21 protein-coding genes, 1 tRNA gene and 1 pseudogene are annotated in these 23,487 nt (G+C 69.3%); 12 read left to right on the forward strand and 11 right to left on the reverse strand.

Translation table 11 applies throughout. The annotated features are described in order from the left end of the window. Positions 1-168 precede the first annotated feature (168 nt). Positions 169-618, reverse strand: coding sequence for a rhodanese-like domain-containing protein (locus ACH34S_RS30350; protein WP_395956261.1), 450 nt, complete (start codon positions 616-618; stop codon positions 169-171). Positions 619-719: 101 nt separating this feature from the next. Between ACH34S_RS30350 and ACH34S_RS30355 the strand changes: the two genes are divergently transcribed. Next, complete coding sequence (locus tag ACH34S_RS30355; protein ID WP_395956262.1) at positions 720-1,712, forward strand: GlxA family transcriptional regulator; 993 nt, start codon at positions 720-722, stop codon at positions 1,710-1,712. Here ACH34S_RS30355 and ACH34S_RS30360 read toward each other — a convergent pair. Together ACH34S_RS30360 and ACH34S_RS30365 are read right to left on the reverse strand one after the other, a co-directional pair. Then, positions 1,706-2,158: a hypothetical protein gene (locus ACH34S_RS30360; RefSeq protein ID WP_395956263.1), complete on the reverse strand. Its 453-nt coding sequence runs from the start codon at positions 2,156-2,158 to the stop codon at positions 1,706-1,708. The two genes, ACH34S_RS30355 and ACH34S_RS30360, sit on opposite strands and share 7 nt — an antisense overlap. A gap of 78 nt (positions 2,159-2,236) precedes the next feature. Further along, complete coding sequence (locus ACH34S_RS30365; RefSeq protein WP_395956264.1) at positions 2,237-2,506, reverse strand: hypothetical protein; 270 nt, start codon at positions 2,504-2,506, stop codon at positions 2,237-2,239. Between the two features lie 274 nt (positions 2,507-2,780). Between ACH34S_RS30365 and ACH34S_RS30370 the strand changes: the two genes are divergently transcribed. The 6 genes and pseudogenes from ACH34S_RS30370 (at position 2,781) to ACH34S_RS30395 (ending at position 11,560) form a co-directional block, all read left to right on the forward strand. Next, positions 2,781-3,656: a serine protease gene (locus ACH34S_RS30370; protein ID WP_395956265.1), complete on the forward strand. Its 876-nt coding sequence runs from the start codon at positions 2,781-2,783 to the stop codon at positions 3,654-3,656. 514 nt (positions 3,657-4,170) lie between these two features. After that, on the forward strand, positions 4,171-5,586 hold the full coding sequence (locus ACH34S_RS30375; RefSeq protein ID WP_395956267.1) for a cytochrome ubiquinol oxidase subunit I: 1,416 nt from the start codon (positions 4,171-4,173) through the stop codon (positions 5,584-5,586). Positions 5,587-5,598: 12 nt separating this feature from the next. Next, a pseudogene (cydB, locus tag ACH34S_RS30380) lies at positions 5,599-6,597 on the forward strand (cytochrome d ubiquinol oxidase subunit II); the annotation flags it as partial. A 323-nt stretch (positions 6,598-6,920) separates the two neighbouring features. Further along, complete coding sequence (gene cydD, locus ACH34S_RS30385) at positions 6,921-8,582, forward strand: thiol reductant ABC exporter subunit CydD (protein ID WP_395956268.1); 1,662 nt, start codon at positions 6,921-6,923, stop codon at positions 8,580-8,582. A 469-nt stretch (positions 8,583-9,051) separates the two neighbouring features. Further along, positions 9,052-10,812, forward strand: a complete 1,761-nt coding sequence (cydC, locus tag ACH34S_RS30390) for a thiol reductant ABC exporter subunit CydC (protein WP_395956269.1) — start codon at positions 9,052-9,054, stop codon at positions 10,810-10,812. A gap of 151 nt (positions 10,813-10,963) precedes the next feature. Beyond that, a complete protein-coding gene (locus ACH34S_RS30395; protein ID WP_395956270.1) occupies positions 10,964-11,560 on the forward strand; it encodes a peptidoglycan-binding protein in 597 nt (198 codons plus the stop codon). A gap of 807 nt (positions 11,561-12,367) precedes the next feature. On the opposite strand, the gene ACH34S_RS30400 is transcribed toward ACH34S_RS30395, so the two are convergent. Continuing rightward, a complete protein-coding gene (locus ACH34S_RS30400; RefSeq protein WP_395956271.1) occupies positions 12,368-12,745 on the reverse strand; it encodes a VOC family protein in 378 nt (125 codons plus the stop codon). Between the two features lie 138 nt (positions 12,746-12,883). Between ACH34S_RS30400 and ACH34S_RS30405 the strand changes: the two genes are divergently transcribed. Beyond that, positions 12,884-13,090: a hypothetical protein gene (locus ACH34S_RS30405; RefSeq protein WP_395956272.1), complete on the forward strand. Its 207-nt coding sequence runs from the start codon at positions 12,884-12,886 to the stop codon at positions 13,088-13,090. A gap of 164 nt (positions 13,091-13,254) precedes the next feature. Here ACH34S_RS30405 and ACH34S_RS30410 read toward each other — a convergent pair whose 3' ends face one another. Beyond that, positions 13,255-13,413, reverse strand: coding sequence for a hypothetical protein (locus tag ACH34S_RS30410; protein WP_395956273.1), 159 nt, complete (start codon positions 13,411-13,413; stop codon positions 13,255-13,257). A gap of 86 nt (positions 13,414-13,499) precedes the next feature. Between ACH34S_RS30410 and ACH34S_RS30415 the strand changes: the two genes are divergently transcribed. Beyond that, positions 13,500-13,871, forward strand: a complete 372-nt coding sequence (locus tag ACH34S_RS30415) for a hypothetical protein (protein ID WP_395956274.1) — start codon at positions 13,500-13,502, stop codon at positions 13,869-13,871. Between the two features lie 680 nt (positions 13,872-14,551). Here the strand turns inward: ACH34S_RS30415 and ACH34S_RS30420 are convergent. The 3 genes from ACH34S_RS30420 to ACH34S_RS30430 form a co-directional block, all read right to left on the reverse strand. Beyond that, positions 14,552-14,624: transfer RNA gene (locus ACH34S_RS30420), tRNA-Ala, on the reverse strand. A gap of 16 nt (positions 14,625-14,640) precedes the next feature. Then, entirely contained in the window at positions 14,641-15,357 is a 717-nt protein-coding gene (locus ACH34S_RS30425) for an HAD family hydrolase (protein WP_395956275.1), read from the reverse strand. Between the two features lie 89 nt (positions 15,358-15,446). Further along, positions 15,447-15,566, reverse strand: a complete 120-nt coding sequence (locus tag ACH34S_RS30430) for a DLW-39 family protein (RefSeq protein WP_211342807.1) — start codon at positions 15,564-15,566, stop codon at positions 15,447-15,449. Positions 15,567-15,797: 231 nt separating this feature from the next. Here ACH34S_RS30430 and ACH34S_RS30435 point away from each other — a divergent pair, with 231 nt between their 5' ends. From ACH34S_RS30435 to ACH34S_RS30445, 3 genes are all read left to right on the forward strand, one after another. Then, complete coding sequence (locus ACH34S_RS30435; RefSeq protein ID WP_395956276.1) at positions 15,798-16,007, forward strand: hypothetical protein; 210 nt, start codon at positions 15,798-15,800, stop codon at positions 16,005-16,007. A gap of 605 nt (positions 16,008-16,612) precedes the next feature. Further along, positions 16,613-17,410 carry an SDR family NAD(P)-dependent oxidoreductase gene (locus ACH34S_RS30440; protein WP_395956277.1) on the forward strand — a complete coding sequence of 266 codons (798 nt, stop codon included), beginning with the start codon at positions 16,613-16,615 and terminating at the stop codon, positions 17,408-17,410. Positions 17,411-17,578: 168 nt separating this feature from the next. Then, positions 17,579-19,384 carry a M64 family metallopeptidase gene (locus tag ACH34S_RS30445; RefSeq protein WP_395956279.1) on the forward strand — a complete coding sequence of 602 codons (1,806 nt, stop codon included), beginning with the start codon at positions 17,579-17,581 and terminating at the stop codon, positions 19,382-19,384. A 1,059-nt stretch (positions 19,385-20,443) separates the two neighbouring features. Here the strand turns inward: ACH34S_RS30445 and ACH34S_RS30450 are convergent. From ACH34S_RS30450 to ACH34S_RS30460, 3 genes are all read right to left on the reverse strand, one after another. Further along, positions 20,444-21,373 carry a DMT family transporter gene (locus ACH34S_RS30450; protein ID WP_395956280.1) on the reverse strand — a complete coding sequence of 310 codons (930 nt, stop codon included), beginning with the start codon at positions 21,371-21,373 and terminating at the stop codon, positions 20,444-20,446. A gap of 42 nt (positions 21,374-21,415) precedes the next feature. After that, entirely contained in the window at positions 21,416-22,255 is an 840-nt protein-coding gene (locus ACH34S_RS30455; RefSeq protein ID WP_395956281.1) for an AraC family transcriptional regulator, read from the reverse strand. 818 nt (positions 22,256-23,073) lie between these two features. Beyond that, complete coding sequence (locus ACH34S_RS30460; RefSeq protein WP_395956282.1) at positions 23,074-23,307, reverse strand: hypothetical protein; 234 nt, start codon at positions 23,305-23,307, stop codon at positions 23,074-23,076. Between the last annotated feature and the right edge of the window lie 180 nt (positions 23,308-23,487).

Raw genomic sequence — 23,487 nt, forward strand, 5'->3', positions numbered from 1 at the left:
CCGAGAGGGGGGCACGTCTCGGGAGGCACCACGGTCCGCGTGGGCTGCAAGGACGAGCCTGACGCCATAGGGGCGTCGAAGAATGATTCCTAGAGTCTAACGTCGGCGGGGCACCTCGTTATGCCCCGCCTCTGCCGGAACATTCAAGCTCACTCGTCCGACGGGCTGTCAGCAGTCGCAGGAGACGGCCCTGATGGGCGCGGTGAGCGGGTCGGGCGCGCGGCGCGTGACGGTCCCCGGGACGGCCTCCACGGGGAACCCTTCGCGGGCCCAGTACTCGAATCCGCCGATCATCTCCTTGACCGGATAGCCGAGCTTCGCGAACTCCAGCGCGGCCCTCGTGGCGCCGTTGCAGGCGGGGCCCCAGCAGTAGACGACCACGGTCCTGCCGTCCGGGATCAGCGACGCGGCGCGTCCGGCGATCTCCGGGGTCGGCAGATGGAGCGCGCCGGGGATGTGCCCCTGCTGCCAGCTCTGCGTGCCGCGCGAATCGACGACCACGATCGTGTCACCGCCGATGTCGTCGGCGACGTCGGACACGTCCGTCTCGAACGACAGGCGGGCGGCGAAATGCCGGACGGCCTCCTCGCTGGACGCCGCAGACAGGAAGTCGATCATTTGACACTCCTTGAGCCGGAAATCGCGTACGGCCCCATCCTGCGCGGCGGTCACCCCGTCCCGGCAGTGGCCTGATCGCCGACTATCGCTAAGATTTCGCCATGGTGGCCCTCGCTCCGCCGGCTCGCCGGCACACGGTGTCGGTGCTGACGTTCGACGGGATGGCGCCGTTCGAGCTCGGCTCGGTCGTCGAGGTGTTCGGGCTGCCCCGTCCGGAGCTGGACGTCCCCTGGTACGACCTGCGGGTCTGCTCGCCGGAGCGCGGCCCGATCCGGGCGGTGGGCGGCTTCACGATGACCACCCAGCACGGCCTGGCGGAGTTCGCGGCCGCGGACACGGTGATCGTCGTCGCCGTCCCCGACGTCCGGGACGAGCCCCCGCCCGACGTCGTCGCGGCACTCCGGCACGCCCACACCCGCGGCGCCCGCGTCGTGTCGATCTGCTCGGGCGCGTTCGCCCTCGCCGCCACCGGCCTCCTGGACGGACGCGAGGCCACCACACACTGGCGATACGCCGACCTGCTGCGCCGCCGCTACCCGAAGGTGCGCGTGAACCCGGACGTCCTCTACGTGGACGGCGACGACGTCCTCACCGGGGCGGGCAGCGCCGCCGGGCTCGACATGTGCCTGCACCTCGTCCGCAAGGACCACGGCGCCCGGATCGCGAACGCGGTGGCGCGGCGGCTGGTCGTCCCGCCACACCGGGAGGGCGGCCAGGCGCAGTTCGTGGAGGCCGCCGTAACGCCTCCGGCGGACGACGACGCGGTCGCGCGCAGCATGGCGTGGGCACTCGCCCATCTCACGGAGCCGATAACTGTCGCGCGCCTGGCCCAGGAAGCGCACCTCGCGCCGCGCACCTACATCCGGCATTTCCGCCGGCAGACGGGGACGAGCCCGCTCCGCTGGGTCATCGCCCAGCGGATCATGGCGGCGCTGCCGCTGCTGGAGGAGGGCCGCACGCCGATCGAGGAGATCGGCGCGGCGGTCGGCTTCGAGAGCCCGGTGACGTTCCGGCACCATTTCGTCCGGGCGATGAAAACGTCACCGTCCGCCTACCGCCGCACCTTCCACGCGACGGCCGCCGCCGTTCAGTGATCGCCGTCCTGGGCGAGGTCGTCGAGCCCGGTGAGCAGGCGCGCGACGTCCAGCCCGGTGCTTAGGTAGTCGACGAAGACATGGTTGTTCAGCGCCCATTTCGACCGGCGGTACCGGACGAGGAACACCGCGTCGTCCGCTGAATACCCCATTCCGACGAGCCCCTGCGCGACGACGAGCCCCGACCGGTTATAACCCGAATGGCACCGGACGAGGACACGCTTCCCCTGCCGGAGCGCGTCAACGGCGGTGTCTGCCAGCCGGCACACGGCCTCCAGCTGCTCGGCCGTCAACGGAGCGTCGGGCATCTCGGCGCAGTGGTGCTCGACATTCGGCGGCGGCCCATGGCCGTCCTGCTGGTAGAGGCTGATGACGGTGTCGAACTGGTCCGTCACGACCGCCGGTATGCGTTCTCCGGACGCCGCGGCGTAATGGTGCCCGCCCATCCACAGACCAGGGACGATCTCATTCCACGGATGCTCCGCATCCGGCGGCCCCTTGCCCTTGACGCGCACCTTCCCGGATCACCCGCGCTGAACGGCGACCGGGGCCTGGCGGTCGATCTCGCGGCACAGCACGGTGACCATCTCGTCGAAGGCCGCGACGCCGTAACGCGAGTGGAGGCCGGGGTAGACGTTCTTACGCGCGGCTTCCCTGAGCATCCAGCTCAGATCGGAGTGCGCCACCTGGTGCCCGAGAGCCAGCCGGTCGTGCGCCTGCCGGGTCACCCGGAGCAGCTCCGGATGGGCCGCGGACTCAGAAAGGATCATGCGCGTCGCGTCCCTGAGGTCCATGCCGGGGAGTCTAACGATGCGATCATGAATCGGGAGATTCTGCGGATTGTCACCGCCGGGTGGGCATGTCCCTTTGCAATCCCTGCCGAGTTCACGGCGGTGTGCCAGATCAGACAAATCACCCCTTCCCGGACGCCGCGCCCATGGTTAGCATCACGCTGCCGGGACGTCCGCCCCCGGCGGGTTCTCCATGGCCGCCCGCCGCCTGTCCCGGCAGCTCCCTCGCCAGCGGCGCCCGCCCGCCGCACACGACCCTCCCGGAGGACCCCCCGCCATGCAAAGACGCATTCTCGGCGTACTCTCCGCCGCGCTCCTTACGCTCACAACCCTGATCGCCATGGCGTCCGTCTCGTACGCCGCCCCCCAGGCCGCCGCCCCCCAGGCCGCCGCCCCGCAGGCCGCCGCCCCGCAGGTCAAGGCCGCCGACTTCGCCGGCATCGTCGCCCTGAGCAACTGCTCGGGCTCGGTCGTCCGCACCCCCAACTCCGCCGACAGCGACCCGGCGATGGTGCTCACCAACGGCCACTGCCTGGAGACGGGCATGCCGTCCGCGGGCCAGGTGATCACGAACCGGGCGTCCAGCCGGACGTTCACCCTCCTGAACTCCAGCGGCGGGGACCTGGGCACCCTGCGCGCGACGTCCGTGCTGTACGGCACCATGACCGACACGGATGCCGCCCTGTACAAGCTCAGCAGCACCTACGCCCAGATCCAGCAGCAGTACAACACCCGCGCGCTGGAGATGGTCCTCCAGCGCCCGGCGTCCGGCGGCACGCTGCACGTCGTCTCCGGCTACTGGAAGCGCATCTACACGTGCCAGCTCGACGGGTTCGCCTACCGCGTCCGTGAGTCCGAGTGGACGTGGAAGGACTCGCTGCGTTACACGTCCCAGTGCAACGTCATCGGCGGCACCTCGGGCTCCCCGGCCATCGACGGCGCGTCCGGCAAGGTCATCGGCGTCAACAACACCATCAACGAGAGCGGCGGCCGCTGCACCCTGAACAACCCCTGCGAGGTCGACGAGCAGGGCAACGTCACCGTCCGCCGCCAGATCGGCTACGCCCAGCAGACCTACACGCTGGCCAACTGCATAGCCCCCGGAACCACCCTCGACTTCAACCGCTCAGGCTGCACCGTCCCCCGCGGCTAGCCCCAAGGCAAGACGCCTCGCATCTCTCCGCACCGAGAGCTGCGAGGCGTCTTCCTGTCTCACATGGCTCGGCCGTCTAACCAGCCTTGATCCGCCGCAGCTGCTGGGTATCGGGGACGGGCAACGCCTAGCCCCTGAGCTCATCGTCGTCCAAGAGGACGTCCACATCGGCGTCGACGTGCCAGTTGCCGGGAGCGGCGTCCTCGATGCGGGTCGCCAGGCGGCGCATGATGCGCTGATGCATCGTACGAGGCCGCGCGCTCCGGACGAGTTCTCCGTGGACGAGGGTGACACGCACCGGGAGGTTGTCGGGCAGCGCCTCGAATTCTGCGCGTGTCCAGGTGTCGCCGGAGGCAGCGGGAGGGTCAGCGCGTCCATGGGCCTCGGGCCAGCGTAGGCGCCTGCGGTGTGCTGTGAGGGAGTTAACGACGACCGATAGTACTACAGGCCGTAGTATGTCCCACAGGACGTAGTACTACAGCTTGTAGTAGATAGCCGGAAGGCGGCCCGGGGCATGGATACGGTCGATATCGCGCGGTGGCAGTTCGGGATCACCACCGTGTACCACTTCCTGTTCGTGCCGCTGACGATCGGGCTGTCCGCGCTGGTCGCGGGGCTGGAGACGGCCTGGGTCCGGACGGGGAAGACCGCCTACCTGCGCGCCACCAAGTTCTGGGGCAAGCTCTTCCTGATCAACTTCGCGATGGGGATCGTCACCGGCATCGTGCAGGAGTTCCAGTTCGGCATGAACTGGAGTGACTACTCCCGGTTCGTCGGCGATGTCTTCGGCGCGCCGCTCGCGATCGAGGGGCTGCTCGCGTTCTTCGTCGAGTCGACGTTCCTCGGGCTGTGGATCTTCGGCTGGGACAGGCTGCCGAAGAGGGTCCACCTGGCCTGCATCTGGCTGGTGGCCATCGGGACGCAACTGTCGGCGTTCTTCATCCTGTCCGCGAACTCCTGGATGCAGCACCCGGTCGGCTACCGGATCGACGAGGAGACCGGACGGGCCGTCCTCACCGACTTCTGGGCCGTCCTGACCAACCCGACGCATCTCGTCGCGTTCCCGCACACGATCACGGCGGCGTTCGTCACCGGCGGCATGTTCATGGCGGGCGTCAGCGCGTGGCATCTCGCGAGGCGGAAGAACGTGGAGGTGTTCCGGCCATCGCTGCGGCTGGCGCTGGCCGTCACGGCGGTGGCGTCGATCGGCGTCGCGATCAGCGGCGACCAGCAGGGCAAGGTCATGACCGAGCAGCAGCCCATGAAGATGGCCGCCGCCGAGGCGCTCTACGAGACCGAGCAGCCCGCCTCGTTCTCGGTCTTCACGCTCGGTACGCCGGACGGCGACGAGGAGGTCTTCGGGATCAAGGTGCCGCGCGTCCTGTCGTTCCTGGCCACCGGCACCTTCGACGGCGAGGTCAAGGGGATCAACGACCTCCAGGCGGCCGAGGAGGCACGGCACGGGCCCGGTGATTACCGGCCGTTCGTTCCCGCCATCTACTGGAACTTCCGGCTCATGGTCGGGGTCGGGATGGTCACCGCGCTCGTCTCCTTCGCCGGGCTGTGGCTGCTGCGGCGCGGGCGCCTGCCGTCCAACCGGTGGGTGTACCGGATCGGGATGCTGTCGCTGACGCTCCCGTTCATCGGCAACTCCGCCGGATGGATCTTCACCGAGATGGGACGTCAGCCCTGGTCGGTGTACGGCGTGATGAAGACGTCGGCCAGCGTGTCGCCGGGTGTGACGGCGTCGTCGATGCTCATCTCGGTCGCCTCGCTGACCGCGCTCTACGCCGTCCTCGCGGTGATCGAGGCCGGGCTGATGCTCAAGTACGCCAAGGCCGGACCGCCGTCCGAGGACGAGGCGCTGCCGCCACCTCCCGATGACGAATCCGACGACGAATCCGAGCGCTCGCTCGCGTTCGCCTACTGAGGGACGCCGATCATGGAACTCACCACCGTCTGGTTCATCATCATCGCCTTCCTGTGGACGAGCTACTTCTTCCTGGAGGGATTCGATTTCGGCGTCGGCATGCTGCTGCCCGTCCTGGGGCGGAACGACGTCGAGCGGCGCGTCGTCATCAACACCATCGGGCCCGTCTGGGACGCCAACGAGGTGTGGTTCATCGTCGCCGGCGCCGCCATGTTCGCCGCGTTCCCCGAGTGGTACGCGACGCTGTTCAGCGGCTTCTACCTGCCGCTTCTCGCCATCCTCCTGTCGCTGATCATCCGCGGGGTCGCGTTCGAGTACCGCGGCAAGCGGGACGACGCGCGGTGGCGGGCCCGCTGGGACAAGGCGATCTTCTGGGGCAGCCTCGTCCCCGCGTTCCTGTGGGGTGTGGCGTTCGCGAACATCGTCCGCGGCGTGCCGCTCGACGCCGACCACGAGTTCGTCGGGACGCTCGCCGACCTGCTCAACCCGTACGCGCTGCTCGGCGGGCTCACCACGATGATCCTGTTCGTCCTGCACGGGGCGGTGTTCCTGGCGCTGAAGACGTCCGGCGACATCCGGGTGCGGGCCCGTTTCATCGCGAGCGTCGCCGCGGTCGCGGCCATCGCCGCAGGCGGCAGCTTTCTGCTGATCACGCAGCTCGACCACGGCAAGCCGGTGACCTGGCTGACCGCCGGGGGCGCCGCGATCGGGCTGGCCGTCGCCGCCGTCGCCAACCGGAGGGGCCGCGAAGGGTGGGCGTTCATCGGCACCGGCACGGCCATCGTCCTCGCCGTCGCAACGCTGTTCACCTCGCTCTTCCCGGACGTCATGCCGTCCACCCTCAACGCAGCTGGGACCCTGACCACAGAGAACGCATCCTCGACGCCCTACACCCTCAAGATCATGACCTGGGTGGCGGCCGTGTTCACCCCGATCGTGATGATCTACCAGGGCTGGACGTACTGGGTCTTCCGCAAGCGCATCGGCCCGTCCCACATCCCACCGACGCCACGGACCGCCCGGAAACCGCCAAATCCGCAGGAACCACGCAACCAGCAGGAACCCGCGCACCCTGGGGGACCCCTGAACTCGGAGGAACCCCCGGACCCGCAGGGACAGCGAAGCCTGCAGGGACCGCTGAACCGGCAAGGGCCGCCCGGCCTGCAGGAACCGTCCAATCCGCAGGAGCCGCCCATACAGGAACCGCCGACCCGCCAGGGACCCCCGAGCCCGCAGGAACCGCTCAGCCAGCAGGGGCCTCCGAACCAGCAGGGGCCGTCCAACCCGCCGGACGTGCCGGACGTGCCGGACGTGCGGTCGGGTAGGTCGGCGCGATGAAGCCTCTTGATCCTCGGCTGCTCAAGCATGCTCGGACGACCCGTGCGTTTCTTGTCGCGTCCGTCGTGCTCGGTGCCGCTACCGCAGGGCTGATCATCGCGCAGGCGACGCTGCTCGCCGGGATGCTCACCCGCGCGTTCCTCGGCGACGCCACGCTCGGCGAGCTGCGCGCGCCGCTGTTGCTCCTGCTCGCCGTCGTCCTCGGACGGGCCCTCGTCGCATGGTTGCAGGAGGTCGCCGCGCACCGCTCGTCCGCCGCCGTGAAGTCGCAGCTGCGCGCCCGGCTGCTCGCGCACGCGCTGCGGCTCGGCCCGCGCTGGCTGTCCGGCGAGCGCAGCGGCGAGCTGGCCACCCTCGCCACCCGCGGGATCGACGCGCTGGACGACTACTTCTCCCGCTACCTGCCCCAGCTCGTCCTCTCGGTGATCGTCCCGGTGGCGGTGGGCGCGCGGATCCTGCTGGGCGACTGGCTGTCCGCCGTGACGATCGCCGTGACGCTGCCGCTCATCCCGGTCTTCGCGATCCTCGTCGGCCTCACCACGCAGCGGAAGATGGACCGGCAGTGGCGCACGCTCTCCGTCCTGTCCGCGCACTTCCTGGACGTCGTCGCCGGCCTCCCCACCCTCAAGATCTTCGGACGCGCCCGCGCCCAGGCGGACAAGATCCGCGAGGTCACCGACCGGCACCGCCGCGCCACGATGTCGACGCTCCGGATCGCGTTCCTGTCAGCGCTCGTCCTCGAACTCCTCTCGACGATCTCCGTCGCGCTCGTCGCCGTCTCCATCGGGCTCCGGCTGGTCGAGGGCGGGCTGGGCCTGGAGACGGCACTGCTCGTCCTGATCCTGGCGCCGGAGGCGTACCTGCCGCTGCGGCAGGTCGGCGCGCAGTACCACGCGAGCGTCGAGGGCCTCACCGCCGCCGGACGGATCTTCGAGGTCCTCGAAACTCCCGCCCCCGCCACGGGAACCCGCACCGAAGTCCCCGACCTGACCCGCGCCACGATCCGCTTGGACAACGTAACGGTCACCTACGACAGTCGTGAGGCCCCCGCCCTCGACGGGCTCTCCCTCACCGTCCACCCTGGCGAAACGGTCGCCCTCACCGGCCCGAGCGGGGCCGGGAAATCCACAGCGCTCGCCGTGCTGCTCGGCTTCGTCCGGCCCGACTCGGGCCGCGTCCTGGTCGACTGGGCCGACCTCGCCGACCTCGATCCGGACGCCTGGCGCGCCCGCATCGCATGGGTCCCGCAGCGCCCGCACCTGTTCACCGGGACGATCGCCGCCAACATCCGGCTGGGCCGTCCAGACGCGTCCGACGCCGACGTCCGCGCCGCCGCGCAGGCCGCGAACGCCCTGCCGTTTATCGACGCCCTCCCGGACGGACTCGACACGCGGCTCGGCGAGCAGGGCCTCGGCCTCTCCGCCGGACAACGCCAGCGCATCGCCCTCGCCCGCGCCTTCCTGCGCGACGCCCCGCTCCTCCTCCTGGACGAGCCGACCTCGAACCTCGACATGGAGAGCGAGGCGGCCGTGCTCGACGCCGTCCGCCGCCTCGCCGCGTCGCGCACCGTGATCCTGGTCGCCCACCGCCCCGCCCTGGCCGCCCTCGCCGACCGGACGATCCCCGTCCCCCTCCACCCAGAGCCGGTGACGACGTGACCCCCACCCACGGACGCCCAACACCCGCGACTCTTCACCCGGCCGTGGGCGCCCCCAGGCAACACATCCCCACTCGCCCACCGCTCGGCACCCTCCCCCAACCCGCCGGACGGCGAGGCAGTACGTCGTCCGGCGGGGTTGCCCAATGGCGGCGCATCCCCACGCTCGTCCAGCTCAACACCTCAGCCCGCCTAGGGCGTGTCTCGAAGTCGGTCTCACCCGCGTACAGGCGTCCGCCGCGGACGGCTCGGCGATGCCGACGCGGACCTGAGCGGACATCTTGTGGAGCGATGCGACGCTCGATCACGGCCGACCTCGAGCCCAAACCGCCAGGCGAGCTGCGCAACGAAACCGTGAGTCGCGCCCTGGCGCAGCCTGCGCACCTGGCCCGGACGGTGCGGCTATGGCTGCACGTTTCCACCCACCAGCGTCCGGCCAACGCAGAACTTCCAGCATTGGTGAGGGTGGCATGATCATTAGGCTGCTCGGTTTCGCCCGTCCCGCCCGGTGGCGGCTCGGGCTCGCCGTCCTGTTCGGCGTGCTGGCGCTGGGCAGCGGTGTCGGGCTCATGGCCACCTCGGCGTGGCTCATCTCGCGCGCCGCGCAGCATCCGCCGGTGCTGATGCTGATGGTCGCGATCGTCGCCGTCCGCGCCTTCGGGCTGGGACGCGGCGTGTTCCGCTACGTCGAACGCCTCATCGGCCACGACGCGACCTTCCGGATCCTCGCGGACCTGCGCGCCCGCGTGTACGAACGGCTGGAGCGGCTCGCGCCCGGCGGCCTCCCCGCCTTCCGCCGCGGCGACCTGCTCAACCGGCTCGTCGCGGACGTCGACGCCGTCCAGGACCTCTTCCTGCGCGTGCTCCTGCCCTGCACGGTCGCCGCTGTCGTTGGCGGCGCGTCCGTTGGTCTCGCCTGGGCGCTGCTTCCGTCGGCTGGGGCCGTCCTACTGTGCGCGCTTCTGCTCGCAGGCGTCGTCGCCCCCTGGCTTTCGGCCGCCATGGCGCGCCGCGCCGAACACCGCACGACCGACCTGCGCGCCGACCTCACCACCCACGTAGTGGACACCCTCCAGGGCGCACCCGAACTCATCGCCTACGGCGCCGCCCCTGGGCACCTCGCCACAGCACGCCAACTCGACCGCGACTTCACCCGCGCGTCGGCTCGTTCCGCCGCCACCGCTGGTCTGGGTGCGGCGATTTCCGCTCTCGCGGGCGGTCTGGCCGTCTGGGGCAGTCTCGCCGTCGGCGTCCCGGCCGTCCGCTCTGGGACGCTCGACGGGGTGCTTCTCGCAGTGGTCGTCCTACTGCCGTTGGCCGCTTTCGAGGTCGTCGCCGGGCTGCCGCTAGCCGCGCAATATCTGGAGCGTGTCCGCCGCTCTGCCTCGCGCATCTTCGCCGTCTTGGACACCCCTGAGCCAACACACGACCCAGCCACCGCCACACCGCTCCCTGCGGCGCCCTACACCCTCAGGGTCGAAAACCTCCGCGCCCGGTGGACGCCTAACGGCCCCTACGTCCTGGACGGCATTTCCCTAGACCTGGCCCCCGGCCGCCGTTGCGCAATCGTCGGCCCGAGTGGCTCAGGCAAGACGACACTCACCGCCGTCCTTCTCCGGTTCCTAGAGCCCACCACCGGCAGGACGACACTCAACGATGTAGACATGCGATCCCTCAGGGGCGACGACGTCCGCCGCATCATCGGCCTCTGCGCACAGGACGCCCACCTATTCGATTCGACCATCGGCGAGAACGTCCGCCTAGCGCGTCCCACCGCGACCGACACCGAGATCCGCGACGCCCTACGCCGCGCCCGCCTCCTCGACTGGATCGACGCGCTTCCCCAGGGACTCGACACGCGGGTCGGTGAGCACGGCGCGCAGGTGTCCGGCGGCCAGCGCCAGCGCATCGCCCTCGCCCGTGCACTCCTCGCCGACTTCCCGATCCTCCTGCTGGACGAGCCCGCCGAGCACCTCGACATCGCGACCGCCGACGCCCTCACCGCCGACCTGCTGACCGCCACCGAAGGCCGGACGACACTGCTCGTCACCCACCGCCTCACCGGCCTGGACGCCGTCGACGAGATCGTCGTCCTGGACGGCGGCCGCGTCACCGACCGCGGGACGCACGCCGACCTGGTGTCCCGCCCCGGCCTCTACCGGTCCCTGTGGCAGCGGGAGCACGCCGCTGCCACAGCCGCCACCGCCGCTGCCGGGCCAACGCCAATTTGAGTAAATTATGCGAGACCATGTAAACCCGTCCCGTTCTCTATTCGTCAGCAGGGGCTGCGCAAATAGTCCGGGATTACCGAGAACAATTCGCCACCGGTCGGCATCACACCGAAGTACAGGATCCAATCGACCGGAACGGGGGATTCCACAGATGAAGATCTTGCTACGCGTGGTGCTCGGCGTCGCGATGACACTGCTGGCGATCGGCGCCAGCTTCGGCGCGATGCGAACGGCCAACGCGGACGGCCCGAAGACCGATCCCGCGGTCGTCCGGGCCATCGAGTCGCAGCCGTGGGTGGAGCTCGGCCCCGGCGACAGCGACTACCGCATCGCGTCCGCCCGCTGCTACCTGGTGCAGTTCAAGTTCTACGACGACTGCACCCCGACGTCCGCCGGCGAGGGCTGGCCGGCGAACCTCGGACCGGCGCTGCAGAAGTACCAGAAGTCGCACGACCTGCCCCAGACGGGCAAGCTCGACATCGAGACCTGGAGCGCGCTCCGTGACGACGGCGGCGAGGTCGGTGCGGGTAGCGGCCTGACGGCCCAGGTCAAGGGCATCCAGTACGCGATGAGGGTCCTGCAGGACTCGGCGCTCGTCGTGGACGGCCAGTACGGCCCGTCAACGACCGCGGCGGTCAAGCGCTTCCAGGAGCGCAAGGAGATCGACGCCGACGGGATCTTCGGCGAGATCACCTTCCGCGCCGCCTTCGCCCAGGGTGCAGAGTCACAGCGCACCCCCGGCCGCTAAGGGCCCCAAACGGCGGCCGCCCCGCGTGCAGCGAGGCGGCCGCCTCACACATCCGACCGCGCGCCAACAGCTCGCCTGAAATCCGTTTTCCGGCAGAGTCTTTCACCCGAGGCCAGAGCCGGTCATCCCGGCTTCTGCCGCCATCTGATCGAACTTGGCGACCTCAGAGATCACCCCAGCAACACAATTTCCCCACCAGCGATCATCACCTCGAACTTTGTGATCAAATGCCAATCGAGATGACCACGGGTTCCCGAACCTCCTTGCAGATTGGGCCTACGTCCGTAGCGTCGCCCTGACGTAACCCCCCAGGAACCCCGACAGTGGAGGAATCATGCGAAGGCCCACATCATCCCTCGTCGCCAGCATCACCATTCTCATGGCAGCGTTCGTCATGCCCGGTAGCGCGTCCGCGCCGGCCTCAACAGTGGTCTGAAGGTCTGGGACCCCCCACAACTGCTACGACGGGGGAAGCGTGAAGATCAACAACAAATTCACCATCACCCCGCCCCAAAAAAAATCCGCCCGAGCGAATAGTCCGCAGAGACGGAGCCTGGCCCGTCGCCGCCGCACACGAAAACGTCCTCGGCCAAACCCGCTCCCGCTCGCCCACATGCCGGACGATTCGTCCACCATCGGCTAATGCCCGCACCGCATGGCAGACGCAGACAGAAAGCGTGACACCGCCGTCCACCCCGACCTGCGCCGTCGTGCGCAGCACACCGCAAGCGACGGCGCGAGGGTGGGGTGTGGCAAGGGCGAGCGCGGGGCGAGGGCGGCGGGATTTGGTAGCCTCCGCGTCTCTCGTCAGGCAGTTAGGTAGTCGGCCCGCCCTTCGTCGTCGAGCTCGAACGAGCCTTTGGGGATGATACAGAACTCGTTTCCGTCGGGATCGGCCATGACGAGGAAGCCGCCGGGGTCGTACTCGGTCAGCCGGCGTCCGCCCAGCGCCTCCACCGTGGCCTGTTCGGCAGCCGGATCGTCCGACTCCAGGTCCAGGTGAAGCCGGTTCTTTCCGGCTTTGGAGCCGTCCGTGCGCTGGAAGCCCATGCCGAACCCGTTTCTGCGCTCGAGCCATACATAAGGCCCGGAACGCGCGGCCACCGGCCGGTCCAGCAGTTTGCTCCAGAAGGCGGCCAGCCGATCCGGATCAGCGGAGTCGACGATCACGCTGTTGATGTCCATGCCTCCAAACTTGCCCAGCACGTGACCAACACACCAACGAAGGGACGCGCAGCCGACAGAACGTCCGCCCCCAAGGCATCGGCTTCCCACCTGGGCATGGTTTGTGGACGATGACCGCCGCTGGCTACCGTCCTGAACGTGAACGCCTTGAGCGCGGAGATGTGGTTCGTCTTCAGTGGTCTCTGCCTTGTCGCCGCCTGCCTGGCCTGGCTCCGCGCGCTTAACCTGCTGACCGGCCGCATCGTGCGGAGTGTTCCGCGCCGGGTGGCTGCACTGGCGGTGGTCCCCCTGACGTTGCCGGGCATGGTCGGACTCTGGTTCGCCGTCGGCACCCTCGCAGACTGACCGTCCAGCCTCGCGCTGGCCAAGCCGTCAACCGCCAGCACACCCCAGGACGACGACGAGTCCGACCGCATCATCGCGCCGATCGAAAGTTATGAGCCGGCATACGTCCGCCTGTGGATAACCAGGCTGGTCTGGTGCCTCCAGGGCGTCTCGGGTCGGTCCCCCTACCAGCGGTCCCACATGATGACGAATGCCGTCACGATCGAGCCCAAGGTGGCGACGTCGGCGATGCTGAGCAGCAGGTCGCGGAACCGTTGTGGCGCCGGGGCGTCCTCGTATTCGTAGTAAATGAGGAAGCGGGGTCGGGGTGATCGTCGGCGCATGTTCGTTCGACGGCCGACCCGCGGGCTGAGGTGTCAGCCGCGCCGAATGTGGCCACGATCAACCGACGGGCGGCTGGAGCCTAGGGGTGCTCTACCAGCTGATGCGGCCCTCGGTGGTGGCGCTGCCGACCTTCCGGTGGTGCGTTGATCTGGTCGGACGTGTCCGTCCAGTCATGATCGCCGTCAGCCTGTCGGCTGGCTCTACAGTGCGGTGCATGAGCGATGGGAAACCAGCTTCCGACTGGCGTTATCAGGAGTTGCAGCGACTCGGCGAACGAGAGCGTTCGATGGCGAAAGAGCTGCACGACGTTCGGGAGACCATCGCGCGAATCGTCAAGGAGCTTGCGCCACACCACGCCCCGAAGGACCGCATCAACGACGTGGTCATGGCGAGCGGCTACAGCCGAGCCCTGATCGAGGCGATGCGCGGTGGCGAGAACGTGTGGACGCGACTATGAAGCATCTGCGTCACGGTCGAGCTGCTCTGCCGCTGAGTTCTCGGATCGTTCGGCGGTAACTCCACGCCCTCGCGTGACCTGAGTTTCCTCCACTTGCGAGACGCTATGGGGCATTAAGACCGAGCGCCCGGGGCGACGGGGAGCGGCGGAAATGGACAGGCCTGATTACGTGCTCATGCTGGGACGCAGCCGACCGATCGCCCTGCTACAGGAGATCGAGCGTGATCAACCCACAGTGTGCTGCGAGCTTCTTGCCTTTGCGTCGTTCGACGCCGTCCGGCCGCTGCTCCGCGCCGATCGGGGAGAGGACACGTGGACGGCGTTCCTCCGCACTCGGCTGCTGCGGCTATGGCTGCATCCAACCGACGGATCCCCGACCATTGGGCGGCTTCGGCTCACCGTGGACGGGAACAGGGCGAGTTTCCGGTTCGCGGCCGGGCCGATGTATCGCTGGAGATTTCGCAGATGGGCCGCCAAGCGACGAGAGACCATGGGGCCTGTCTGATCGCCACCTCTGAGGCACCCGCATACCTCGCGGCGCTCGACCGGAGGGATGGGCTGGTGAACGTGTCGCTATACACACATATGACACATACAACAGGCACGGAAGCGGAAGAAGTGATCATGACAGCCGAGAGCCCAGGTCGGAATCTTGATACAGACCTGGGCTTTCTGGTGGGTGGAGCCTAGGGGATTCGAACCCCTGACACCCGGCTTGCAAAGCCGGTGCTCTACCAACTGAGCTAAGGCCCCTCGAGCGGGGACCAGCCTACCTGTGGTCGGCGGTCACCGTGTCATCGACGCTGGCCGGGAGGATCAGCCCGGGGAGGGCGGCGACGCTGGGGAGGATGTGGGTGGCGCCGGCGGCGAGCAGGCGGTCGCGATCATGGGCGCCGGTGAGGACGCCCGCGACGATGGACGCGCCGGATCGGCGGCCGGTGAGCATGTCGTTGGCGGTGTCGCCGCAGACGGCGATGTGGCGGACGTCGTCCACGCCGAGGCGGAGGGCGGCGGTGAGGACGAGGTCGGGCCACGGGCGGCCGCGGGGGACGTCCGCCGGGCAGAGGGTCAGGTCGACGCGGTCCCACCAGCCGAGGGTGTCGATGATGCGCGCCTGCGTGCTGCGGCCGAAGCCGGTGAGGAGGCAGACGCGAATTCCTGCGGTGCGGAGGCACAGAAGGGCGTCGTCGGCGCCGGGGACGGGCTCCAGGCCGCGACGGTCGACGAGGTCGTCGTAGGAGCGTTCGAACGCCAGGTTCGCCGCCTGGGCGCGGTCCTCGTCGAAGAGGGAACGGAAGATGTCGAGTTTCGGGCCGCCGCGCGATTCGTGGAACCGGGCCAGGGCACGGTCGTACGCCGCCGTGCCGGAGACGATCCCCAGAGTGGCGATCGCCTCGGCGAAGGCGGTGCGGACGGTGTCGCCGTCCGCGACAGTGGTCCCGGCGAGATCGAGGCAGGCGACGGTGATCGGGGCTGCTTCGTTCACGCCGGGGACCTTATCGCCTGCGTCGGTGAACACCTCTCATCCCCGCCCGCGCCGACCTTGGCTCCGCGGACGGGCGGGATGAGAAACGCTCAGTTGTCGGACGACGTGGCCTCGGTCCACAGGTCCAGCTCGGCACGGTCCTGCTGCAGCCGGCGCCAGACAGCAAAACCACCGAGTGCGACGACGGCCAGAATGAGCAGCTTCTTCACGGTGGGACCCCTTCACCTCGACTATTCAGTCAAACCCTGGGGGACCTCACATCAGCGACTGCTGCCCCCAGGCTCTCCGCAGCCTAGCAACCGTTCCCGGGCGATCCGCACCCCCTCACCGGTATCGGACCCGGCGTCCAAATCCTGGTGCGGATGCCCTCACCCCCGCGCCATCTCGCCGGGCCGCCCGGACCGCCGCATAATCCGGGGTGACGACCTTCGGGAGAGCCGATGGCAGAGGACGACTTCCGCCGCTGGGAACGCGAGTTCGATTCGGGCGCGCCGGACGACGAGCCGTCCGGGGCCCGGGGGCTGGTGCTGGCGGCCGGGATGACCGCGACGGGATGCGCCGCGATGATCGCGCTGGGCGAGGTCGTCATCGGCTCGGCCGGACTGGTGCTGTCGTCGGTCATCTTGCTGCTGTGGCGAATCGGCCTCTGACCCAACAACTCCGCCCCCGTGCACAAGTCCAGGCACCCTTCCCCACACACGCGGCCCCCAGCCACACACACCCGACCCACCCACACACACCCAGGCCACCCACCCGCCTGAGCCGCTCTCCACGAGCACAGTTGGCACAGCACCGGCTTTGCAAGCCGGGTGACCAGGGTTCGAATCCCCCATATAGGCCCTTCACCCGCACATCCGCACATCCGGCCCGTCCGTCCGCCCACAGATTCAGGCAGGCCCGCCTACAGATCCAGGGACCGCCCGGCCACACATATGGGCCGTGTCCCGCGTCTCAAGGCCACCCGCCCCGCGCACATGGGCCGTCCTCCCACCACATTCAGACCTGCCGCGCATCCGAGCCGCCCAATCGCACCTTGGGCTCGTCCGGCCGCACGTTCAGGCGGTCCGGCCGCGCAGCTCAGTAGCCCGTCCGCCCAGCTGGCCCGTTTGTCCGTGCATCTGCGCCGTCCGCCTGCGGATCGGCCCGGTCGCGGATCGCACGAGTGGTCGCCGTGGTGGTGCCCAGGGTGAGCATGGTGGCGGCTCAGGGATGTGACAAGGATGAGAAGTGTTCACCTATGCGGGATCATCGCGAGATGGAACTGCGCGGAGCGAACGTCCTACTGACCGGTGCCAGTGGCGGGATCGGGCGGGCGATCGCGGTGGCGCTGGCGGGGCGCGGTGCGCGGCTCGTCCTGACGGGGCGGCGGGTGGACGTCCTGGAACCGCTGGCCGAGCAACTCGGCGGCGACGCTCGGGCCATCGCCGCCGATCTGGCGGACCGCGCGGCGGCCGAGCGGTTGCTGGACGCGGCGGGCCCGGTGGACGTGCTCGTCGCGAACGCGGCGCTGCCTGCATCCGGGCTGCTGGCCGACTACTCGATCACCGACATCGACCGGGCGCTCGACGTGAACCTGCGGGCGCCGATCGTGATGGCGAAGCTCGCGAGCGCGCGGATGGCCGAGAGTGGCCGCGGTCATCTGGTGTTCGTGTCGTCGCTGTCCGGGAAGACGGCGTCCGGGAACGCGTCCCTCTATAACGCGACGAAGTTCGGTATGCGCGGGTTCGCTCTGGCGCTGCGCGAGGACCTGCGACCACACCACGTCGGCGTGTCGACGATCTTCCCGGGGTTCATCCGGGACGCGGGCATGTTCGCCGAAACCGGCGTCACGCTGCCGCGCGGCGTCGGCACCCGGTCGCCGGAGGACGTGGCGCGGGCGACCGTCCGGGCCATCGCGCGGAACGTCGCCGAGATCGACGTGGCGCCGCTCGGGCTGCGGCTCGGGGCCAGGATCGGCGGGCTCGCGCCCGTCCTGTCCGCGGCGGTGCAGCGGCGGGTGGGCGGGACGCGGGTGACGCGGGCCATGGCGGACGGACAGCGCGCAAAGCGGTAGCGACAAATCCGGATCTTCAGGCGATAATCCGGAAAAGTCCTGCTTGATCAGCGATCGGCGATCAACAGCCGGCGATCCACGGTCGCCGCGGTCAGCGGGATGTGTCGGGCGCAGCGACCCCCGGGCGGCCCTCGCCTGCCGCGTGCGCCGCCGCGAGGAGGTCTGCGCATGTGGACGGGTAGGACGACGGCGATCGGGGCGGCGGTCGTGACCGTCCTGTCCATGTCCGTGGCCACCGCGCGGGCTGCCGACCGGGCGGCCGACCCTGCGGACGCGACAGTGGTTCCGGTCCAGGTCACCGGTAACCCCGCCACCCGCTTCAACCTCGTGATACTCGGGGACGGTTACACGTCGACGGACATGCCCAAGTTCCGCGCCCACTACGCCGAGCACCTCAACGACCTGTGGACGATCGAGCCGTTCAAGTCGTATCGCAGCTACATCAACGTGTACGCGGTCGAGATCCCGTCCGGTGAGTCTGGGGTGAGCTGTGACCCGTCGCTGTCGTCCCCACGCCGCACCACTCCGCTGAGCATGGCGTTCTGGAGTGGCTGCAGGGAGGACGGCGTCCAGCGGCTTCTCGTCATGAACTCTGCGGCCGCCAAGACCTTCGCCGACCTCGTCCCAGGGACGACCCAAGCGAATCGGCAGATTCTCGCGCTCGCCAACAGCGACACCTACGGCGGTGCAGGCGGCGCCTATGCGACGGCCTCGGGCGGCAACGCGATGTCGGCTCTCATCGCACCGCACGAGCTCGGCCACTCGCTCGGTGGACTGCACGACGAGTACGACTACTACCAGCGGGGTGTTCCTGGCGGGACGTACAGCGGTCCGGAGCCCGACTCCCTCCACCACACGCTCATGACCGAGCAGGAGATGGAGGCGCAGAAGAAGAAATGGTGGCGGTGGCTCGGCGAACGAAGCGAGTCCGGAGGAACCATAGGACGGTACGAGGGCGGCATCTACTTCAGTAAGGGCGTGTGGAGGCCGAGCCAGCACTCGATGATGAAGACGCTGGGCTACTACTTCGACCAGGTGTCGCGCGAACGGATGACGCAGCAGATCTCAGCCAAGGTCAACCTCGTCCAAGCCCACACTCCAACGACCGTGCCAGTGGGGGATGACCGTGTGCTGTGGGTCGAGACGATGCATCCGTCCGGACACCAGCTGTCCGTCACATGGACGGTCGACGGTAAGACAGTGCAGAAGGGCCCCAATCTCGATCTGTCGCGGTTGCACCTGAAGGAGGGCACGCACACCGTCCAGGCGAGAGTCACCGACCCCACCGACTTCGTCCGTGACCCGGTCGTACGCTCATCGCCCGCACTCACCCAGGTGCGCACGTGGACGGTCGACACCGGTCTGACGACCCCGCCGGACAACATTCCTGTCGATTTCAGCTCGTCCACGCCGACCGACAAGCCTGTCGGGAGCGAATCGGTCGTGTATGCGGAGACGACCCATCCGGTGCAGAGCATCCCGACCGTCCGCTGGGAGCTGGACGGGCGCCGCGTACGCGGCGGCGACCGGGACATCGATCTCGCACGGTTCCGCTTGTCCAAGGGCACGCATCAGCTGGTCGCACGCGTCGGTTCCAAGAGCCGGACCTGGACGATCGACGCGCAGGGCCCAACAGTGAAGTACGAACTGTCGAAGGCGACGCACAGCCGGACCCGTCCAGGCCGCACACCCGAGTACGTCTTCGACGGACCGTTCACTATGCGCCTGACCGGCGCGGACGACCGCCCGGGTGTCGTGGTCTCCGAGTTCCGCGTCGACGGGGACGGCTGGTTCAACTACTTCGGCTGGCCGACCGACTCGTCCGCCCCCTGGCTGTTCACGGAGAACGGCACCGTCATCGACAGCCTCACCTACGGCAAGGTAGGCAAAGGCCGACACACCATCGAATACCGAGCCATCGACCCAGCCGGCAACATCGGCAAGCCAGGCAAGTTCATCGTCACCCTCCGCTGACCCCCACCAATTACCGAGGACGAACAGAGTCCACAATCTTCCGATCCACACCACTTCTCCGCGCTCCCACACCACTGCCAAGCACCTCGAGACCCAACCCCCCAACACCCCGGCCCCATCCCACCACCCAAGCGCCCAGCGCCTGACGCCCTAACACTCAGTGCCCGACACCTGACGCCCGGCGTCCAACGCCCGGCACTCGACGGCTAATGTGCGACGCTCCGGCACCAGACGCCCGATGTGTGGCACCCGACGCCCAACGCCTGATGGGCGACGCCCAGAACCCTGCACCGTGGCCATGCCCGACGCCCGATCAGCGGCACGACGCCCTGCGCGCCCGATGCCTAATCGGTAGCCCGCCGTCCGACGTCCGATGGGCGCAACCCGGCGCCCGACGCCCAGCAACCCGACATCCACCGCCCGACGCCCGGCGCGCCCGATGCGTACCCAGTGACCGGCAACCAACACATGACGCCCCGGCGGCGCCCAAGGTCCGGCACCCGATACCCGACGCCCGGTGACCGACACCCGAGGTCCGACGCCTCATGGGCGGCGCTCGGTGGCTCGCACCAGACGTCCAGCACCAGACGCCCGATGCTGGCACCCGATGGCCGAGCCTGACGCCCGATCGGCGAACCCGAGGTCCGACGCCTGGCGCGCCCAATGCTTGATGGGCCGGGCCCGACGCCCGACGGGCGCAGCCGACACCCGAAGCCGGCACCCGGCCCGCCCGACGCCTGATGACAGCACCCGACGTCCGGCGCCGACGTCCGGCACGCGGCACCCGATGCCCGACGCGGCAACCCGACGTCCAACGGCCCGACGTTCGGTGCCCAGCGCGCCCGACGCCTGATGGGCGACACCCAGCGCCTGACGTCCGCGGTCCGGTGCACCCGGTGGCGCGGTCGATGCGCCAGAGCGGGGGCGGCTGCTGATGTCGGTACGGCAGCGCTGACGCCAGTATGGGTGCCTTGGCACCGGTACCTGTGCATTGTGGGCGGCTGTGGATAACCAGGGACGGTCCTGGTCATGCTCGTTGCGCGCGCTCGTTCCGGCAGGTCAGCAGGCCGAGGTTTCTTCGGGCTCGACAACGGCGTCCCGGGCCGGAGGCTCGGCTTTGGTGGGCGCCGGGCTGCGAGGGGCGGCGGTCGCGAGGATGGAGCCGCCGAGGATCAGCGCGAAGGAGGCGATGATCGTCCCGCTGAGGGGCTCGCCGAGGAACACGACCCCGGCGACGACCGCGACGGCCGGGTTCACATAGGTGAACACCATGCCCCTGGACGTGCCGACCTCCCGGATCAGCTCGAAGAACACGATGAACGCCAGCGCCGTGCACAGCAGTCCGAGCCCGATGAGCGCGGCGAGGACGCGTCCGCTAGGCATCGAGTCCGGCCAGGTGGCGGCGGCCGGGCCGGTGTAGACGAGCGCGGCGACGGCCAGCGAGAACGCGGCCATCTGCAGGCTCGGCAGGTCCCGCATCCGCCGGGTCGCGATCATCGGGGCGATGGAGTAGCCGAGTGCCACCAGCATGACCTCGCCGATAGCCCATGTGCTGCCACCGCCGAGATGCGGTCCGGCGAGGACGCCGACGCCGGCCAGCCCGACCAGCAGCCCCGCCCAGCGCACCGGCCCGAGCCGCTCTCCATCACCGGTGAGCCTGGCCAGCACCACCCCGACGATCGGGACGGCGGCGATCAGCAGCCCGGTCATGGAGCTGGTCAGCCGGTTCTCGGCGTCCGAGAGCAGGGCCCAGGGTCCCAGGATCTCCACCGCCGTGAACACCAGGAGCGGGCGCCAATGCCGGCGGACCACGTCGAGCTGGCCCGCCCGGAGCGCCAGCGGCAGCAGGACGGCGGCGCCGAGGGCGGTCCTGGTGAATACGATCATCGGGACCGAGACGTCGTCCTCGACCGCCACCTTGATCATCAGATAGGGGATGCCCCACAAGACGCCCATCAGCGCGAACAACACCCAGCCACGGCGACTCAACGCGACCTCCGTTCCCGTCCGTCCGCCGACGAACGGACGAGTTCAGGATGCGGGACGGCGCGCCGCACTGTCTTGAACGCTGTTGCGGTACGCGCCAGGCGTGACGCCCACCACGCGCCGAAACCAGCGCGTGAGGTGCGCCTGGTCGGCGAACCCGACGAGCGTCGCGGCCTCCGCCGGGCGGTGTCCCGCGTCCAGCAGCGCACGGGCTCGGCTGACCCGGTGCTGGGCCAGCCACGCGTACGGCGGCATGCCCATGGCGTCACGGAAGGCGCGCAGCAGCTGGTACCGCGAGAGCTGCAGATCGCCCGCGACCTCGGCGAGTGTCGGCGGGGCGAGCATCTCGTCCGACAGGCGCGCCGCGACGACGCGGGCGATCCGGCCGACGTCGGTGCCGCGACGTCGCGGAGCCTCCTCCAGGTTCGGACCCGCATGCCGCCGGACGAGCGCGCCCAGCACTCCGAGCAGCCGGGACTCGCCCTCCAACTGGTCCTGTCCCAGACGCAGCGCGCGATGCGCGAGCCGCAACGCCTCGCCGAGCTGTGCATCGTCGATGATCGGCTCCCGGAAGTGCGGCCACGCGGGCTCCTCGTCCGAGTTCACCGCAGCGCCCAGCAACTCGGCACCCGGATACACGCACAGATAGGCGAACCCTTCCGGACGAGCCGGGCCGCCCGTGTGCGCCTCCCCCGGCTCGACCACGACGAGGCTCCCCGCCCCCGAGTAGACCTTCTCGCCCCGGTAACGCATCGTCTCCAGACCAGCGACGGTCACCCCGATGGCGTACTCGTCATGGATATGCGGCGCATAGTGCCGCCGTCCGATCCGCGCCGTCAGGAGGTCGAGCGGCGCGCCTTGAACCCCGTCAACGCGCGTCCACAACGTCCGATCCCCAGACCACCCCTCACCGGGGACCCCACTCCCAACAGCGCCACCACCTGGCCACACCTCTGCAATCCGCTCAGACCGAGGCACACTACGCCGTCCGACCGGCCCACCGACTAGTTGCTGAGCTCCGAGGCCACCCGGCTGCCCACGCCCAAGTTCACCCGACCGTCCAGACAAAGAATCCCCAGACCACCCAGCCCCAGCCACGACGGCCCCGTCAGGGCCATCCGGGCCATCCGGCCAGGTGTCAGCTAGGTCGTCGAACCGCATCTCAACAGCCCCCTGACAAACCGCCTTATCCGATCGCCCACGCACAAGCTCACCAGTCCGCCTGACGCCTGGCCACTGCTGCGCCAGCAAGAAGCCACATGCCGCGCAGACGGCGAAGCCCCAGGCTCGACCGGCACATCCTCCCAACGGTTACCTGGCCCGCTAGACCACACCTCGGCGTCCCACTCAGGCCGAGGAGTGTTTCCCCACTTGGAATGCGCGTTGGCCAGGTGCCGGACGCCGATACCCGCAGGCCGCTCACCCCCGGGGTCAACCGACGGCCCGAGCCGAGTAGCCGGGCGCGGCGCTGTGACTGCCGCCGCAAGCGGTTCTGGCACAGGCCCAGAATCCTCGTCGGATCGACAGGCGGCTTGTTGGTGGTCTGGCCTACGGAGATGGTGACGCGCACGAGTCGCGGGTAGATGGGCCGTTCGGAATCTACCTCGGCAGGCCGCTCGGGGAGGGGGGCGGTGGGCTGCTGATCGGTTGGCCGTTCTGTCTGAGGCTCGGTCTGCCGGGCGGGTCGGGCTCTCGTGAGGCGCTCAAGCGGAGAAGACGTGGCGGAGCCGCCACCGGTCGGCGTCACGGCCAAGCTCCGCGACGGCCACTCCCTCGGCCCCCGTGACCCGAACCCGATAGACCCGGCCCTCCTGGGCTGTGCCGTACGTTTTCAAGACCTCGTCCACGGCGTACCGCACCCCGCGCCATTCGTACGCGGTGAGCCGTCCTGCCAGGTCGTGCTCGGCGCGGACCGGCTCGTTCAACAAGTGCCCCATGCGGCGAGCGTAGCACGCATTCGAACTGATGTTCGCAGGTCGGGCGGGGGTTCCCATGCCGCGTGACGCCGTTGTCGGGCCATCGCACGGATGCGTGTCCCCACCCCGCCGGGCGTGGCGCAGCGCTCGACATCATCCGGACGTTGAACCGGGACGTGCGGTCCATACACAGGCCAACGA

Source organism: Actinomadura sp. 3N508, from assembly GCF_044326375.1.
GTDB lineage: Bacteria > Actinomycetota > Actinomycetes > Streptosporangiales > Streptosporangiaceae > Spirillospora.

Coding starts and splice junctions, on each gene's coding strand:
- ACH34S_RS30350 (WP_395956261.1), bottom strand. CDS start 618: ATGATCGACTTCCTGTCTGCGGCGTCCAGCGAGGAGGCCGTCCGGCAT.
- ACH34S_RS30355 (WP_395956262.1), top strand. CDS start 720: ATGGTGGCCCTCGCTCCGCCGGCTCGCCGGCACACGGTGTCGGTGCTG.
- ACH34S_RS30360 (WP_395956263.1), bottom strand. CDS start 2,158: ATGGGCGGGCACCATTACGCCGCGGCGTCCGGAGAACGCATACCGGCG.
- ACH34S_RS30365 (WP_395956264.1), bottom strand. CDS start 2,506: ATGGACCTCAGGGACGCGACGCGCATGATCCTTTCTGAGTCCGCGGCC.
- ACH34S_RS30370 (WP_395956265.1), top strand. CDS start 2,781: ATGCAAAGACGCATTCTCGGCGTACTCTCCGCCGCGCTCCTTACGCTC.
- ACH34S_RS30375 (WP_395956267.1), top strand. CDS start 4,171: ATGGATACGGTCGATATCGCGCGGTGGCAGTTCGGGATCACCACCGTG.
- cydD (WP_395956268.1), top strand. CDS start 6,921: ATGAAGCCTCTTGATCCTCGGCTGCTCAAGCATGCTCGGACGACCCGT.
- cydC (WP_395956269.1), top strand. CDS start 9,052: ATGATCATTAGGCTGCTCGGTTTCGCCCGTCCCGCCCGGTGGCGGCTC.
- ACH34S_RS30395 (WP_395956270.1), top strand. CDS start 10,964: ATGAAGATCTTGCTACGCGTGGTGCTCGGCGTCGCGATGACACTGCTG.
- ACH34S_RS30400 (WP_395956271.1), bottom strand. CDS start 12,745: ATGGACATCAACAGCGTGATCGTCGACTCCGCTGATCCGGATCGGCTG.
- ACH34S_RS30410 (WP_395956273.1), bottom strand. CDS start 13,413: ATGCGCCGACGATCACCCCGACCCCGCTTCCTCATTTACTACGAATAC.
- ACH34S_RS30435 (WP_395956276.1), top strand. CDS start 15,798: ATGGCAGAGGACGACTTCCGCCGCTGGGAACGCGAGTTCGATTCGGGC.
- ACH34S_RS30440 (WP_395956277.1), top strand. CDS start 16,613: ATGGAACTGCGCGGAGCGAACGTCCTACTGACCGGTGCCAGTGGCGGG.
- ACH34S_RS30445 (WP_395956279.1), top strand. CDS start 17,579: ATGTGGACGGGTAGGACGACGGCGATCGGGGCGGCGGTCGTGACCGTC.
- ACH34S_RS30460 (WP_395956282.1), bottom strand. CDS start 23,307: ATGGGGCACTTGTTGAACGAGCCGGTCCGCGCCGAGCACGACCTGGCA.